The following is a 17094-nucleotide window of genomic DNA, read 5'->3' as shown; positions in this document are numbered from 1 at the left end:
CCGTCATCATTAGCTTTTCCAATTCTCGCCTGTCGCTCTCCATGGATATTGTTTTCATCGAAGACCTGCGCATTGATACCGTCATCGGTATTTACGATTGGGAGCGGCGAGTGCGCCAGACCTTGTCGTTCGATATCGAAATGGCTTTCGACAACACGGTGCCGGCGGCGAGCGACGATATTGCCGATACGCTCAATTACAAGGATGTATCCAAGCGCCTGACGGCGTATGTGGAGGAGTCGAGCTTTGGTCTCGTCGAGACCCTGGCCGAACGTTGCGCGGCGATCATTCGTGAGGAATTTGGCGTGGTGTGGCTAAGGTTGAAATTGTCCAAGCCTGGAGCGGTGCGTGGCGCGAAAGCCGTGGGGGTTTGCATTGAACGCGGGCAGCGTCCCTGACATGGCACGTGTTTACTTGAGCCTGGGCTCCAATCAGGAGCCGCATCGTTATTTGCGTGCCGCGCTGGACGCGTTGCGAGTGCGTTTCGGGGATATCGATGTGTCGCCGGCCTATCGCAGCGCCGCCGTGGGCTTTGAGGGTCCGGATTTCATCAATCTGGCGGTAGGCCTTGATACGGAGCTGTCGCCGACAGCGCTCAACGAGTGGCTGCACGCGCTGGAAGACCACCATGGCCGGCGGCGCGACCTGCCGCGCTATGCCGATCGCACGCTCGATGTGGATATCGTTCTTTACGACGACTTGGTCACGCAGGGCGAAGGTCACCTCGATATCCCGCGCAAGGAGCTGAAACACGCTTTCGTGTTGAAGCCGATCGTTGATATCGCTCCCGGTGTGCGGCATCCCATCGACGGACGTACCATGGCCGAATGGTGGGCGGCGTTCCCTGTAGGGGATGAGCCACTGGTACTGGAGCCCTTGTAGTGGTGCGCGCTAGATCGTAACGCTGCGGCCGCCATCTACCCGAATGATCTGGCCGGTCACAAAGGGTGCGTCCCGCAGCAACCACATCACGGCATTGGCGACATCTTCGGGTTTGCCGGCACGTTGCAGCGGCGTACGCGCCAGCATGCTTTGCTGATCGCCATAGGGTTTGCCATCGCTCGGCCACATGACTGCGCCGGGTGCTACGCCGTTGACGCGCACCTCTGGGCCAAGATCCAGCGCCAACGAGCGCGTCATGGCGACCAAGGCCGCTTTTGCCATCACATAGATCGGGTGATTCGCCAGAGCGCGTTCCGCATAGATGTCGACCAGGTTCACGATGGCACCGTGGGCGGCGCGCAATGCAGGCAGCGCCGCCTGTGCGAGAAAGAAAGGCGCTTGTGCATTGGACGCAAACAACTCATTCCATTGCGTGATGGTGGCCGTTTCCAGCGGCGTGGGATAGAACGCTGACGCGTTGTTGATCAAGGCGTCAAGGCGGCCGAACCGTGATAGCGTTGCATGAACCAATCCCGATAACGCCTGTAAATCGGCAAGATCGGCCTGTAACACGGCGACGCTGGCGGGACGTTGCGCTGACAGTTCCGTGGCAAGCGCCTCCGCTTCTGCGGTTGAATGGCGATAGTGCAGCGCAAGGTCATAGCCGGCCGCATGCAGCGTGCGTGCGATCACGGCGCCCACCCGTTTGGCGCCACCGGTGATCAGTGCGACGGGATGCTTGGATGGATCCATGCGGTGACTCCTGCATTTTTTGAACACCATTTTGCCGGCAGCGTATGCGGCAATATCTTGATCTTGCACGATAGCCATTCCGGCGAAAGCCGAAATCAAGAGCGTGACATCCACATCGGTAACGCGCGCTGCCACGCGCGTAAGTAAACAGGCCCTAGTGTAGGCGAGTGGCCTGGACTTCCTGCGTGGCGGAAATGGTGGCTGCTGTGTCGTCGTCGGCCGTACCGATTTCGCTCTTCAGCATGGCGATGGTGGTAGCGGCGACTTGGCGGGTGTCGTAGTAGGCATACCCGCCGACACCGATGGCGCCGATCACGGGCATCCAGCGCGAAAGTCCCTCGCCGAGTGCGCGTTGTGTAACTTTCACGCCGATTTGCTTGGCAATGCGTTCGATGACGCCATAAGACACGCGCCGAAAGATAAGCCGATCGCCCAAGCGCACGACCAAGTCTCGAAAGGCCTGTGCGGAGGTATGGCGAAACAGGCACCAAAGCATCTGTTCACGCCCTAATTCCGCGTGCCGCCCATAAGCTGCGGCGATATCGCTGACCAATTGGGCCTGGATCTTCCAGATCGAGATCAGCTCAGGCAGGACGGTGAGCCAGCCCAGCGGACCCGGCGGCAAGGCAAGTGTGCCTGCCGTGAGCGCGGCGCGTTGTGCCGCACGATGGGTCAGCCGGCGGGCCTCGACTTCCGGATCGCTCTGGCTGTGTACCTTGCTCGCCGGGATTTGACTGACGAAATCCAGGATGGCGCGCGTTACGCGGTTGCTTGCTTCATCTTGATTGATGACAGCAGGGAGATTCGCGCGCGGTTGCATTTCGTCGGGATCGGCCATGCCACGCTCCACGTAAGCAGGTTCCGGATCATAGTCCCGCGCGCCCGGGAACTGATGAGGGCGGCATGAATTGATGTGCGCGGCGTATGCCGAACATGACTTCTGGGACGGTTAGTTGGTTGAGAATGTTATAACATATCGACCTTGTCTCTCCGATCAACCACCGCCCGGACTTCTCTGAATGAAATTGTCCCCGCTCGCTCTTGGCCTCAGCCTCGCCTTGTACGCTGCCGCCGGTTACGCGACCTCCACGACAACCGCCGCAAGCGACGACGCGTCAGTCTCACCGGCTGCGGCGGTAAATCAGCCGCCTGCTGCAGACGATACGGGCGACGCAGCATCCGCTGGAGCGGCGGTCAATCGCCGCCGAGGCAAGGTCAAGCAGCTGGGGGCGGTGACGGTTTCTGCGGCGCTGGATGCTGCTCGTAACAGCCTTTCGCCTGACACAGGCAGCAGCCAGTACGTCATCACGGCACAGAACATCCAGGCTTTGCCGCTTGGCGCTTCCACGCCTCTCAATCAGGTCATCTTGCAGGCGCCCGGCGTGGTGCAGGATTCCTACGGTCAGCTTCACGTCCGCGGCGATCACGCCAACCTGCAATACCGTATCAACGGCATTATCTTGCCTGAGTCGATTTCCGGCTTCGGCCAGACGTTGGATGCACGCATGATTCAAAGCGTGAAGCTGCTCGATGGTGCATTGCCTGCGCAATACGGTGATCGAACCGCTGCGGTGATCGATATCACAACCAAGAGCGGCGCAGAACTTGGCAATGGCGGCGCTGTCGGCATTACCGGCGGATCGTTCGGCACCGTCAATCCGTATGCATCGTACTGGGGACATAGTGGCAACTGGAGCTATTTCTTCACCGGCAACTACATGGAGAACAATGTCGGTATCGAAAACCCGACATCCAGTCGCGATCCGGTGCACGATCACACGAACCAGGTGAAGGGCTTCGGCAATATTTCCTACCTCATTAATAACGACACACGCCTGAGTTTCATGTTCGGGGTGACTAACAACCGCTTCCAGATTCCGGACAACCCGAACCAGACGCCGCAATACGGCTATCTCAACCAGACCGATTTCAATTCGGCCAACTTGAACGAACAGCAGAACGAGCAGACCCGTTTCGGCATACTGACGCTGCAAGGGAAACTCGGCGACACGAGCTATCAGGTCTCGGCGGGACAGCGTTACAGCGGACTTTGGTATTACCCGGATGACATCGGCGATCTGATGTTCAACGGTGTGGCCGCCCAGATCAATCAGGTGGATCGCGCCTCGACCTTGCAGGCGGATTTTGCGACGCCATGGGGCGGTTCGCACACGCTGCGCTATGGCGCGTACTACGAATTCGATCGCGCTTCCACCAATACCAATTCATTGGTATTCCCGGCGAATCCGGATGGCAGCCAGGCCAGCACCGTACCGTTCAACATTTATACCGGCGATCGCATCCTCGCAAAAACAGAAGCGCTTTATCTGCAGGATGAGTGGGACATCAGCGACAGCTGGACCCTTAATTACGGTCTGCGCGGCGATCGCTATACGGCCTTCCGTGAGGAAAGCCAGCTCAGCCCGCGCATTGGTGTCGTATGGCAGGCGACTAACAGCACGACTGTGCATGCGGGTTATTCACGCTACTTCACGCCACCGCAGACGGAACTGATTTCTTCCGAAAACATCGAGGCGTTCGCTGGCACCACCAATGCGGTAAAGAACTACGGTAACAATACGCCGCTGACGGAGCGTTCGAATTATTTCGATGTGGGCGTTTCTCAAAACGTCGGCTCGGATTGGAAGCTGGGACTGGATGCCTACTATCGCAAGGTGAACCGTCTGCAAGACGAAGGGCAGTTTGGCGCCGCACTGGTGTACACCACCTTCAACTACAAATACGGTCGCGTGCGCGGCACGGAATTCAGCGCAACCTATAACCATGGTCCGTGGTCGGCTTATTTCAATGGCGCCTACAACCGTGCCATGGGCAAAGACGTCATCACCAGCCAGTACAACTTCAGCCCGGACGACCTGGCTTACATCGCCGACAATTGGATTCACCTCGACCACGACCAGAAGCTCACGTCATCGGGCGGTATCACCTACGCCTTCACCGACGCGACCAAGGTGGGTGCTGACTATCTGTTCGGCAGTGGCCTGCGTGAAGATGGCTTGACCCCGAACGGCCTCTCCTTGCCGTATTACTTCCAGCTCAATGTCAACGTGTCGCACGACTTCAACTTCGACAGCATCGGTAAGTTGCATACGCAGCTTGCGCTGATCAACGCACTGGACCGCACATATGAGCTGCGCAGTGGCACGGGCATCGGTGTCGGTGCTCCGCAGTTCGGTCCCCGTCGCGGCTTGTATCTGACGCTGGAAAAAGATTTCTGATCCTGCTCGGATCTTTATGCAAACCCTCTTACTGCGCAGGCAGTAAGAGGGTTTGTGCGTGAAAACTACGCATCATTTGCTGGGTGTTATTCGTTACTGCGCGGAAGAGGTGAGGTGGCCCGCGTCCTGACGCAGGGCCAGGCCCTTCAAAATGTTCAGTGCCTGCGAGAGCGCATAGTCACTGGTTGCCAGCTTGGCGTCTTCCGCACTGCCATCGTTATTGATGTTGCTGCTGGCTGACGCGGACTCGTTCGCCAGATGATGCGGCAGATCGGCTTCCGAGCTGATCGGATTCTGGGAGTCGTCCACTTTCGCCACGGTCAGGTCCGCCAACGCAATGTCCGGCTTGATACCTTCGGCCTGGATCGAGGTGCCATTCGGCGTGTAGTAACGGGCCGTGGTCAGCTTCACGGCATGATCCGCATCGAGCGGCAGCACGGTTTGCACGACACCTTTGCCAAAGGTGCGGCGGCCGACGATAAGCGCGCGGTGATTGTCCTTGAGCGCTCCCGACACGATCTCGGCAGCGGAAGCCGTGCCGTTGTCGGTCAGTACCACCATCGGCGCTCCATTGAGCAAATCGCCGGGATGTGCTGAGAAGGTGAGGTTGGAATCGGGCAGGCGACCGCGCGTGGTGACGATGGTGCCAGCGTTGAGAAAATCGTCGCTGACCGATACGGCGGCGGTCAGCAGGCCGCCGGGATTGGAACGCAGATCGAGCACCGCGCCTTTTTGCGATCCATCCTTCTGCAGCAGCGCACCGAGCTTTTTCTCCAGGTCACTGGCAGTGTCGTCCTGGAACTGGCTGATGCGGATATAGACATAGCCGGGTTCCAGCTCACGTACCTTCACGCTGGACATCGAGATCCGCTCGCGGGTCAGGGTCATGGTGACTGGCTGGTCTGCCTTTTCATGAAGGATGCCCAGCGTAATTTTGGTACCTGGATTGCCGCGAAGAGCGTCGAACATCGAATCGATATTGTCCGGAGTCACCGTCTTGCTGTTGATCGAGGTGATGATGTCCCCCGGCTTGATGCCGGCGCGCGACGCTGGGGTATCGTCGATCGGGGAGACGATGCGCAGGATGCCATTGTCCTCCATCACTTCGATCCCCAGGCCGCCATATTGGCCGGTGGTGTCTTCGTTGAGCTCCTGCAGGCCTTCCTTGTCGAGGTAGGCACTATGCGGATCGAGACCGGCGAGCATGCCTTTGATGGCGTCGTTCATCAGGGTCTTGCTGTCGACTTTTTCGACATACGCCTGGCGGATGATCTGATACACATGGGCGAAATTGCGCACATCGTTCAGGTCGAGCTGGTCCGTTGGTGCAGCACTGCTGGCGGCGCTCGCAGGCGCGGTCTTGTCGTTAGTCGCCGTCGTATCGGGGACGCCCTGCGCATGCAGCAGCGGCGCCGCCAACATCAAGGCGAGCAGGCAAGGACGGGGAAAACGCATGGGGCAAACTCCACAGGAAACGATGTGACGGCTTGGTCTAGACCGCCCGGGGACGTCGAAATTCCGAAATCACAGCATACGCCGAACCCGGTTGCAGGAGTGTTGACACTCCTCAAATCCCGCTCTTTTGAGCGTTAGCGCCTCCCGCTCAGCCAGGTGCGGGGGTCCACCGGTTTGCCATTGTGGCGCAGCTCGAAGTAGACGCCCGTGCTGTCGCTGGTGCTCAGCGTGGCAGTACCCACGGCTTCACCAGCGGCGACATCATCGCCCACGCCATGCAGCAGGGTTTCGTTATTACCGTACATGCTCAGCCAGCCATCCCCGTGGCTGAGAATGATCAGTTGGCCATACCCACGCAGGAAGTGTGCATACACCACCCGTCCGCGGGCGACCGCACGAACATCGCTGCCGCGCGGGGCAGCGATCAGGACGCCGTTGCCAAAGCTATGCACCGGACCTGCTGCGGGCCACGGCAAGTTTCCGCGGATGTTGACCGGCGCCTTGCCGGGTTCGAAAGCGGGGACGGTGGGATTCGCCCGTGCCTTGCGAGCGGCTTCGCGAGCGGCCTCGTCGATCGCCCGTTGCAATGTCGCCAGCAACTCATCCAGCGATCGCTCGTTCTGTTTCATGGCCGTCAGCTTCTGTGCCTGACTTTTGTATTGCGCGTCGATCTTGCTTGCCAGTTGCTGCTGGGCCTTGCGTTGCTGTTCCAGCGCCACGGTCTGCTGCTGACGCTGGGTGCGTGTGGCCTGCAAGGCCTGCTGCTCGGCGGTAATCTGGTTTTCCAAGTCTTGCAAGGTGCTCAGCTCGGCCATCAGCTGTTGGACCTTTTGCAAGCGGTCCTGCTGGAAGTACTTGGAGTAGGCGAGCGAACGCGCAATCCGGGCGATGTCCTCGTCGCCCAGCAGCAACCGCAGATCCGAGCCGTGGCCCAGCGCATAAGTGGCGCGTAGCAAGTCGGCGATGGCAGCACGCTGGTCATCCAGCTTTTGACTGAGCGCAGTTCGTTGCGTTTGCAACTGATCCAGCTGCTGTTGTTTGGCAGCGATCTGCGCGTCGGTATCGCGCACGGCCCGCGCGGCGGCCGCCAGCGCATCGGACTGCTTTGCCAGCGCGGCATTGGCGCTGTCGCGGCGAGCGGCAGTGTCGGCCTGTTCCTTGGCAAGGGCTTGCATCTTCGCGCGCAAATCGGCGAGCTGCTCCTTGGCCTGGGCTTGCTGAGCCTCAGCCTTCACATGCTGGGCGGCATGGGCGGGAAAGGAGGCTGGGAGGGAAAGGGCTGTCGCGCAGGCGATGACAGCTAGGATGGTGGGGCGGAAAGCGCTGGATGGTGTCGGCATGTGAAGGATTATCACCGAGCTGGACTATTCGGGCGAGAGCGCCCAAACGGCGCGGCTGTGCGCCTTTGCGGGGCAGTGCATGGGAGTGGTCTGTTAGCGCGGGCTGTTACGCGTAACAGCGATTTTTCATTTGGACGTCTAGGCGGCTTTGACGCGACGCACAAGTTGTGCGTAAAGTCGGCCCGTACGCTTTATCGCATGAGCTTGCCGTCCCCGCGACGGCAGGCTGTTTGCGCCCTAGCGAGTCGGAGTAAAGCACAGAGGAATTCATGCTATGCCGGTGGTACCGCGTTTGTACGACGCCAGCTTCGAACACGATAGTTGTGGCTTCGGTCTGGTAGCCCAGATCGATGGCCGCGCCAGTAAATGGATTGTCGATACGGCGTTCGCGGCATTGGCCAAACTTTCTCATCGTGGTGGCGTCAATGCCGACGGCATCAGCGGCGACGGCTGCGGCGTGCTGATCCATCACCCGCAGGCATGGTTGCGTGCGTTGGCGGTGCAGGCCGGCATTCCTCTGGGCGAGCGTTTCGCCGCAGGCCTGGTGTTTCTGGATGATGCCCATGATGAAGCCGCCGGTGTGCTGGAGCGCTACATTGGTGGGGAGCGCCTACAGGTCGCGGGATGGCGCGACGTGGCCGTGAATGCAGAGGCTTGCGGACCGCTTGCGGCGGCTTCTCGCCCCGTGGTGCGGCAGGTTTTTGTGAATGCGGCAGACGATATGGATGACGCGGGTTTCGAGCGTGCCCTGTTTCGTGCGCGTCGCCGGGCTGAGAGTGCGCTGTCCGACCATCCGCAGTTCTATGTGGTCTCGCTGTCCGCACAGGTCATTGGCTACAAGGCCATGGCGGCGCCGGGGCGCCTGCGTGACGTCTTCGACGATCTGCGGCATCCTGCCCTGGTCGCAGATGCGGTGGTGTTCCATCAGCGTTTTTCGACCAACACCACGCCTCAATGGCGGCTCGCACAACCGTTCCGTTTGCTGGCGCACAACGGTGAGATCAATACCATCCGCGCGAATCGCCGCTGGATGCAGACACGCGCGGAAATCTGGCGTTCGCCTCTGGTTGAGCTGGGCGATATCGGGCCGCTGGTACGCCAGACGGGTTCTGATTCAGAGAGTCTCGACAATGCGCTGGAGCTGCTGCTGGCCGGCGGCCTGGACCTGCTTGCCGCGATGCGTGTGTTGGTGCCGCCGGCTTTTGCGGCACGCGAAGGTATCGATGAGGACTTGGCCGCCTTTTACGAATATTACGCATTGCACAGCGAGCCCTGGGATGGTCCTGCCGGATTGGTGATGTGCGATGGCCGCTATGCCGCGTGCACGCTTGACCGCAACGGCTTGCGCCCCGCGCGCTGGGCTTTGTCCGACGACAATCATTTGATCGTCGCCTCCGAGGCTGGCCTGTGGGATGTACCGAGTGCACATGTGATCGCCAAAGGGCGTCTCGCCCCGGGTGAAATGATCGCGGTGGATTTCCAGGCGCATCGATTGCTGCGCGATGCCGATATCGACGAGATCAACCGCCAGCGCGCACCCTATCGTGACTGGCTACGTGCAGGCGTGAGTTATCTGGAGTCGGATCTGATCGATCCGTCGCTGGCGGCTGAACCACTGCCGGCGGATGAATTACGCTGCTACCAAAAGCTATATGGTCTTTCGCGCGAAGAGCGTGAAACTGTCCTGAAAGTGATTGCCGAGCTGGAAGCCGAAGCCACCGGTTCCATGGGCGACGATACGCCGATCGCCGCGATGTCGCGCCAAGTGCGCCCGTTGTATGATCGCTTCCGCCAAGCCTTCGCGCAGGTGACCAACCCGCCTATCGATCCACTGCGGGAAAAGCTGGTGATGTCGCTGGTGACGCAGATCGGACCCGAAGGCAACGTGTTCGAACTCAAGCCCGAAAACGCCAAGCAGATCCTGATCAATTCGCCGATTCTGTCGCAGCGCAAATTGCGCCAATTGCTGGCCATGCCTCAATACGCAGGTGCGCCGCGCTTCGATTTGATGTATGCGCCGGAAGAAGGATTGGAGGCGGCGTTACGTCGTTTGTGCCGCGACGTGGCTCAAGCCGTGCAGGATGGCTGTGCGCTGGTCTTCCTGAGCGATCGCTATCCGCAGCGCGATTTGCTGCCAATCCATTCGCTGCTGGCAACCGGTGCGGTACATGCTTACCTCATCGATGAAGGTCTGCGTTGCCAGTGCAACATTATTGTGGAGACGGCTACGCCGCGCGATCCGCATCAGTTCGCCTGCCTGATTGGGTTTGGCGCTACCGCGATCTATCCCTGGCTGGCTTACCAGAGCTTGTTCGAGCTTGGACGCGAAGGTCATATCGAGGGAGACCGGCAGGAAATCGGACGCAGCTACCGGCGTGGTATTCGCAAGGGGCTGCTCAAGATCCTGTCGAAGATGGGCATTTCTACCGTTGCTGGCTACCGCGGTGCGCAGCTGTTCGAGATCGTGGGACTAGCTCCGGAAGTGGTGGAGCTGTGCTTCCCAGGTACGCCATCGCGCATCGGCGGTGCCGGATTTGCCGAGCTGGAACATGAGCAGCGCCTGCTCGCGGCGGAAGCATGGAATGAGGCGTTGGCACTGCGCGCCGGCGGCCTTTATAAGTATGTACACGGCGGTGAGTACCACATGTACAACCCGGACGTGATCGCCAGCTTGCAGAAGGCCGTGCGTACCGGCCGCACTGGCGACTATCGGGCGTACGCCGATTTTGTCGATCGCCGCCCACCGTCCGCCTTGCGCGACTTGCTTGGCCTCAAGCCTCTCGGTGCACCGATCCCTTTGGAAGAAGTGGAACCTGTCGAAGCCATCCTGAAGCGTTTCGATTCCGCGGGCATGTCGTTGGGAGCCCTGTCGCCGGAGGCGCATGAGGCACTGGCGATTGCGATGAACCGGCTTGGCGCACGCAGCAATTCCGGCGAAGGCGGCGAAGATCCGGCGCGCTACGGCACGGAGCGTGCGTCGAAGATCAAGCAGGTCGCCTCCGGACGTTTCGGTGTCACGCCAGCGTATTTGGTCAACGCCGAAGTGTTGCAGATCAAAATCGCGCAGGGCGCGAAGCCCGGCGAAGGTGGCCAGCTACCCGGCCACAAAGTGGATGCGACGATTGCGCGCCTGCGTTACGCGAAGCCGGGCATCGGCTTGATTTCACCACCGCCTCATCACGACATTTACTCTATCGAAGATCTGGCCGAACTGATTCATGACTTGAAGGAAGTGAATCCCAATGCCCTCGTCTCGGTGAAACTGGTCTCACATGCTGGCGTCGGTACGGTGGCGGCCGGGGTGGTGAAAGCCGGGGCGGATTTGATCACCGTCAGCGGTCACGATGGCGGCACCGGTGCTAGTCCGCTTACCTCTATCAAATATGCCGGCACGCCATGGGAGCTGGGCTTGGCGGAGACTCAGCAGACCTTGCGTCGCAATGATCTGCGCGGTCGCGTGCGACTGCAGACCGATGGCGGTCTGAAAACAGGGCTGGATGTGGTGAAGGCAGCCTTGCTTGGTGCGGAGAGTTTCGGTTTCGGCACCGGACCGATGGTGGCCTTGGGATGTAAATATCTGCGCATCTGCCATTTGAATAATTGCGCCACCGGCGTCGCCACGCAGCACCCGATCCTGCGTAAAGATCACTTCATCGGCCTGCCTGAGATGGTGATGAACTATTTCACTTTCGTCGCGCAGGACGTGCGGGCGCACCTGGCGCAGCTAGGGATGCGTACGCTGGGCGAGATCGTAGGCCGTACCGATCTGCTGGAGCAGGTGGAAGGTCACACTCCCGTACAGCATAAGCTTGACCTGACACCGCTGATCGATGGTGCCGGTATGAGTGTGAGCAGCGATTTCGCCTGTACCCTCGCACGTAATCCGATGCGTGACGAAGCCGAACTGGCTTCGCGTATTGCAGCGGACACGGCCGAGGCCGTGACGAACAGGACCGGCGGCGTGTTCGCCTATCGCATTGCCAATACCGATCGCGCTATCGGTGCACGCTTGTCTGGCGAGGTCGCGCGACGTCATGGCGATCATGGCATGGACGCGCACCCGATCGAGCTGAAGCTGGAAGGTGCGGCGGGCCAGAGCCTTGGTGCGTGGAATGCCGGCGGCATCCACATCGAGTTGATCGGCGAAGCGAACGACGGCGTTGGCAAGGGCATGGCGGGCGGCCGTATCGTCGTGCGTCCGCCGGCGGATGCGCCGTATGCCAGCCAGGATGCAGCGATCATTGGAAACACGTGCTTGTATGGTGCGACGGATGGCGAACTTTATGCGGCCGGGCGTGCGGGCGAACGTTTTGCTGTGCGCAATTCCGGAGCACTAGCCGTCGTCGAGGGTGCCGGCGATCACTGCTGTGAATACATGACCGGCGGTGTTGTCGCCGTGTTGGGCAAAGTCGGCCTCAATTTCGGCGCAGGCATGACCGGTGGCTTTGCTTATGTGCTCGATCTCGAGCGCGATTTCGTTGACTGCTACAACCATGAGCTGGTCGACATCTTGCGTATTTCACCCGAGGGGATGGAAAACTACATGCAACATCTGCGGCGCCTGGTAAACCGCCACGTTGAATTGACCGGCAGCGAATGGGGTCGCCAGATCCTGCGTGATTTCCGCGGTCTGCAATACAAATTCTGGCTGGTAAAACCGAAAGCCGCGAGCCTTGCCGTGTTGGCCGAAGAACTGCGGAGGGCGGCATGAGCGCAAAGCTGTTTCAATTTCTCGATGTGCCCCGACAGCCGCCGCGCACCGTTCCGGTGGCGGTGCGCGTGCTCGGTTACGGCGAAATCGGCGGCGATTTCGCCGCCCCTCAGGCGGCGACGCAGGCGGAGCGTTGCATCGATTGCGGCAATCCTTATTGCGAACATGCTTGCCCGGTCCACAATTACATTCCCAATTGGCTGAAGCTCGTGCAGCAGGGCCGCATCCTGGAAGCGGCCACCCTGATGCACGAAACCAATCCGCTTCCCGAAATTTGCGGGCGCGTATGTCCGCAGGACCGCCTGTGCGAAGGGTCATGCACGTTGGAACAGACGGCGTTTGGCTCCGTCACCATCGGTAGTATCGAGCGCTGGGTGACTGATGAGGCACTGCGTCAAGGCTGGCGCCCGGATCTTTCCCATGTGCGTGAGACCGGTCATCGCGTAGCCGTGATTGGGGCCGGTCCTGCGGGGCTTGCCTGTGCGGATCGACTGCGCCGTGAAGGCATTGCGGTGGATGTCTATGATCGTCAACAGGAGATCGGTGGTCTTCTTACCTTTGGCATCCCCCCTTTCAAACTGGACAAAGGCATCGTGCGCATTCGGCGCGATGTGCTTGAGGGCATGGGCGTGCGCTTTCTGCTGGGACAGGAGGTCGGCCGCGATGTGGAATTCGGTGCGCTGCTGGATGACTACGATGCCGTTTTCATTGGTACAGGGGCATACACATTTGTCGATGGCAACTTGCCCGGGCGTGAGCTGCAGGGCGTGCACGATGCATTGCCGTTTCTGATTGCCAATACCGAACGATTGTTGCGCGATGAACCGGCTTCTTTGTTCGATTTCCGCGACAAACACGTCGTGGTGCTCGGTGGCGGCGATACAGGCATGGACTGCAATCGCACGGCGATCCGTCTGGGTGCTGCATCGGTAACGTGTGTGTATCGCCGTGATGAGGCAAGCATGCCTGGCTCCGCGCGTGAAGTGGGCTACAGCCGTGAAGAGGGCGTTACGTTCCTGTTCCAGCGGCAGCCGGTGGCCATCCTCGACAACGGGCACGGGCAAGTGCGCGCTGTACGTGTGGTCGAGACGCGGCTCGTCGACTCTGGCGATGGTCGCCCCAGGCCGCAGAACATACCTGGCTCTGAATCGGAACTGGCGGCGGACGTTGTCATTCAATCTTTCGGTTTCTTGCCCAGCCCGCCCGGTTGGTTGGCAACGCATGGCGTAGAGCTGGGAACCTCGGGAAAGGTGATCACCGGGGCCTTGGGTAGATTGCCGCATCAAACAAGCCATCCTCGTATCTTTGCCGGTGGCGACAATGTGCGCGGTGCCGACTTGGTTGTGCGAGCGGTTTACGACGGGCGAGAGGCGGCACGTGGCATCGCCAGCTTGCTGGCGATGCCAGCCATCAGCGTGTCGATGCGTTAAACAGTCATCACTGTTTGCGCAAAAAAATGCGATCTAATAAATAAGCCGATAACATGAGTTATCGGCTTGCTTTTTTTAATTTACTTATAAATCATTAACTTATACGGATGATATTCATCCGGCACTTCATGATTTCAGGCGGCAAGATATTGCGTGATGTTAAGGACTTGTCTGATGGCTTCCGTCTATGGAAGACTTCAAGGGTGTCCCCACACGCCCAACACTCCCTTCCCGCACTAAACCCCTAGTTGGGCGAATCACAATCAGTTGTACCTTGGAGGGTATATAAATGACTCGTAATAAGCTTGCGCTTTCGTTGGCGGGCCTGTTGCTCGCTCCGATTGCCGGAACGGCCTTCGCCCAGACTGCTCCGGCAACCGCCGCGGACCAGTCTCAGAGCCAGCCGGCTCCGAGCCAGGGCAACACCAAGCAGCTGCAGACCATCACGGTGACCGGTTCGGCGCTGCCTCGCGTTGATACGGAAACCCCGTCCCCTGTGACCGTCATTACGGCGCAACAGATTGCCCGCAGCGGTTTCACCACGATTTCCGATGTGGTGCGTTCGATCTCGGCGGACAATTCTGGTTCGATCCCGAACGCATTCACCAATGGCTTTGCTGCCGGTTCATCCGGTGTCGCGTTGCGCGGTCTGACCGTGAACTCCACCCTGGTGCTGATCGATGGTCAGCGTGCTGCCGACTACGCGGTATCCGACGACGGCCAGCGCTCCTTCGTGGATCTCAACACCATTCCGCTTGCCGCAGTTGAGCGCATTGAAGTGCTGAAAGATGGTGCTTCTTCGCTGTACGGCGCCGATGCTATCGCGGGCGTGGTCAACATCATCCTGCGTCCTAGCTTCCAGGGCGTCGAGGGCACGGCCGACATCGGCAACTCGCAGCATGGTGGCGGTTTTACCAAGAAGGCCACCTTCTTGGCCGGTACCGGCGACCTGGACAAGGATCGCTACAACGCCTACTTCAGCGTGCAGTATGAGAAGGACAACCCGATCTATTCCCGTGATCGTGGATTCCCGTACAACACGAACAACCTCAGTTCGATCGGCGGCCCGAATCCTGGCGTACCGGGTAACGGCATCGGCTCTACCGTCGGCTCGATCACCGGTCCGAATGGTCTGTTGCAGCCGCTGCGTGGCTGCACGCCCAATACCCAGTTAGTCACCGGCAGCGCTGGCAGTTACTGCTATCAGGATTTGCAAAACCAGTACACCGAGATCCAGCCGTCGATAGAGCAGGGTGGTATCTATGGCCGCTTCACGGTGAAGATCAACGACACCACCAAGGCCTACCTGTCGGCCAGCTATATGCAGTCGAAGACAGAGGCGGTGTTCGCCCCGGCGCAGATCCAGAACAGCACGCCGGTCAACACCAACAACATCACGTTGCCGGTTGGCAATCCCTCCAACCCGTACAACGTGCCGGTGCCGATCAACTATGCCTTCGGTGATATTCCGGAAGGCAACAACTACACCAACCACAATCTGCGTTTGGTTGGCGGGGTTCAGGGCACGATCGGCGACAACTGGAACTACACCACCACCGGGGTCATCAACCATACCTCGCTTGACACACAGCAGTTTGGCTTCATCAACTACAACGCGCTGATCGCCGCGATCGACAACGGCACCTACAACTTCGCCCATCCGGCGTCGAATTCGGCCGCCGTACGTGCCTCGCTGGCGCCCGGCTACGAGAAGACCTCCACATCCGACCTGGATTCGCTGGACTTCAATGCCAACCGCGAGCTGTGGGATCTGCCCGGTGGCCCGATGGGTTTGGCCGTGGGCGCTCAGGTTCGTCACGAGGCGCAGAATGACCCCACGCTCAATCCTGACTTCGAATTCCAGGGTCTGGGCAATGCAACCACCAAGGGTAGTCGCGATGTAGCCGGTGCGTACGGCGAACTCGACTTGCCGCTGCTGGAGTCGCTGGAAGCGGACGTCTCGGGTCGTTTCGACCACTACTCTGACGTGGGCAACAACTTCTCGCCGAAGATCGGTCTGAAGTGGAAGCCGCTGGATTGGGTGGCGATTCGTGGCACTTGGTCCAAGGGTTTCCGCGCGCCGAGCTTCGCAGAAAACGGCTCCAGCTCTGCGCAGGGCTTCGTCACCGTTACACCGCCGAACGGCTTCAGCACCGCACACGGTGGTGATGGGTATTCGCAGCCGTACGCGCTCTCCGAATACACGCTGGCGAACCCCCACATCAAGCCCGAGAAGTCGAACAGTTTCACCTTTGGCGTGGTGGTGCAGCCGACGAGCTGGCTGAATGCCTCGGTGGATTACTACAACATCCGCAAGAGCGATGTCATTACTGGGCCGGATTACGGCGATGCGCTTGCTGCCTACTGGGCCAACGGCGGTACCGTTCCGGGCGTGACGATCACGCCGGACGTGGTCGACCCGCAGCACCCTGATGCTCTGGCGCGTCCGGCAGTGTTGACGGGTGAGTACATCAATGCCAACTCGCTCAAGACCACTGGCGTGGACCTGGATATCCAGGGACATTGGGACTTCGGTAGCATTAAGTACATCAGCGAACTGCAGGGTACACAGATCTTCCAGTGGAAGATGATTCTGCCGGGTGGCGTGGTGCAGAGCTATGTCGGCACGCAGGGTCCGTACAATCTGTCGTCCGGTGCGGGTACGCCTCGCACCAAGGGTTCGTGGTCCAACACGATCATGTATGGCCCGCTGACTGTCACTGGCACCTTGTATTACACCAGCGGTTATCAGGAAATTGCTGAAGACGTGGGCGTGGGCCCTGGTTCCTGCTTGTTCTACAACGCGAACCAAACCGGGTTCTTGCCGGGTAGCTGCCATGTCGGCTCGTTCTATGACTTCGATCTTACTGGCAGCTATGACATCAACAAGCACATCGCAATTACTGCTTCGTTGATGAACGTGTTCGACCGTAAGGCGCCGTTTGATCCGGCCGATTACGCTGCCAACAACTACAACCCGACCTATGCGCAGGACGGTGCCGTTGGTCGCTTCTGGAACGTCGGTGTGAAGGTGAAGTTCTAACGAAGGTACTCGGCGTCCTTCATGAACGTCGAACGTTAGAATGAGTTGTAAAAATGCGGCGCATCGGGAAACCGATGCGCCGCATTCTTTTGGGGCAGTCTGAAAGGTCGCAAATTCATACTCGTTATTTCATGAGTCACAAGAACACCGAAGTTAATCAGCTATGTTTTTACGATTCATTTGCCTTGGTTTTCTTTTCTCTCAAGTAATTGAATTTACTAGTAAATAATCCAAGATAATC

Annotated in this window: 10 protein-coding genes; 6 read left to right on the top strand and 4 right to left on the bottom strand. The window is 59.5% G+C overall.

Annotated features, from left to right (window positions below; genetic code table 11):
- Positions 1 to 41: 41 nt before the first annotated feature.
- The gene (gene folB, locus AC4HNJ_RS12255; protein ID WP_490479864.1) at positions 42 to 398 is read left to right on the top strand and encodes a dihydroneopterin aldolase; all 357 of its coding nucleotides are present in this window, start codon (positions 42 to 44) and stop codon (positions 396 to 398) included.
- A 1-nt stretch (position 399) separates the two neighbouring features.
- Entirely contained in the window at positions 400 to 882 is a 483-nt protein-coding gene (folK, locus tag AC4HNJ_RS12250) for a 2-amino-4-hydroxy-6-hydroxymethyldihydropteridine diphosphokinase (protein ID WP_490479863.1), read from the top strand.
- A gap of 9 nt (positions 883 to 891) precedes the next feature.
- On the opposite strand, the gene AC4HNJ_RS12245 is transcribed toward folK, so the two are convergent.
- Positions 892 to 1635 (bottom strand): pteridine reductase, encoded by a 744-nt coding sequence (locus AC4HNJ_RS12245; RefSeq protein ID WP_490479862.1) that lies wholly within the window; start codon positions 1633 to 1635, stop codon positions 892 to 894.
- A gap of 154 nt (positions 1636 to 1789) precedes the next feature.
- On the bottom strand, positions 1790 to 2473 hold the full coding sequence (locus AC4HNJ_RS12240) for a hypothetical protein (protein WP_490479861.1): 684 nt from the start codon (positions 2471 to 2473) through the stop codon (positions 1790 to 1792).
- 181 nt (positions 2474 to 2654) lie between these two features.
- Between AC4HNJ_RS12240 and AC4HNJ_RS12235 the strand changes: the two genes are divergently transcribed.
- Positions 2655 to 4874, top strand: a complete 2220-nt coding sequence (locus tag AC4HNJ_RS12235; RefSeq protein ID WP_490479860.1) for a TonB-dependent receptor — start codon at positions 2655 to 2657, stop codon at positions 4872 to 4874.
- Between the two features lie 93 nt (positions 4875 to 4967).
- On the opposite strand, the gene AC4HNJ_RS12230 is transcribed toward AC4HNJ_RS12235, so the two are convergent.
- The gene (locus AC4HNJ_RS12230) at positions 4968 to 6329 is read right to left on the bottom strand and encodes a S41 family peptidase (protein WP_490479859.1); all 1362 of its coding nucleotides are present in this window, start codon (positions 6327 to 6329) and stop codon (positions 4968 to 4970) included.
- A 134-nt stretch (positions 6330 to 6463) separates the two neighbouring features.
- Positions 6464 to 7669 (bottom strand): murein hydrolase activator EnvC family protein, encoded by a 1206-nt coding sequence (locus AC4HNJ_RS12225; protein ID WP_490479858.1) that lies wholly within the window; start codon positions 7667 to 7669, stop codon positions 6464 to 6466.
- A gap of 274 nt (positions 7670 to 7943) precedes the next feature.
- On the opposite strand from AC4HNJ_RS12225, the gene gltB reads away from it, so the two are divergent.
- The 3 genes from gltB to AC4HNJ_RS12210 all read left to right on the top strand — a co-directional run bounded on the left by gltB (position 7944) and on the right by AC4HNJ_RS12210 (position 16853).
- A complete protein-coding gene (gene gltB / locus AC4HNJ_RS12220) occupies positions 7944 to 12380 on the top strand; it encodes a glutamate synthase large subunit (protein WP_490479857.1) in 4437 nt (1478 codons plus the stop codon).
- On the top strand, positions 12377 to 13810 hold the full coding sequence (locus tag AC4HNJ_RS12215; RefSeq protein ID WP_490479856.1) for an FAD-dependent oxidoreductase: 1434 nt from the start codon (positions 12377 to 12379) through the stop codon (positions 13808 to 13810). The genes gltB and AC4HNJ_RS12215 overlap by 4 nt, the downstream gene beginning before the upstream one ends.
- Positions 13811 to 14099: 289 nt before the next feature.
- Positions 14100 to 16853, top strand: a complete 2754-nt coding sequence (locus AC4HNJ_RS12210; RefSeq protein ID WP_490479855.1) for a TonB-dependent receptor plug domain-containing protein — start codon at positions 14100 to 14102, stop codon at positions 16851 to 16853.
- Positions 16854 to 17094 lie beyond the last annotated feature (241 nt).

This window comes from Dyella sp. SYSU CM1112, assembly GCF_058216415.1.
This window is presented reverse-complemented; position numbering and strand designations above follow the sequence as displayed.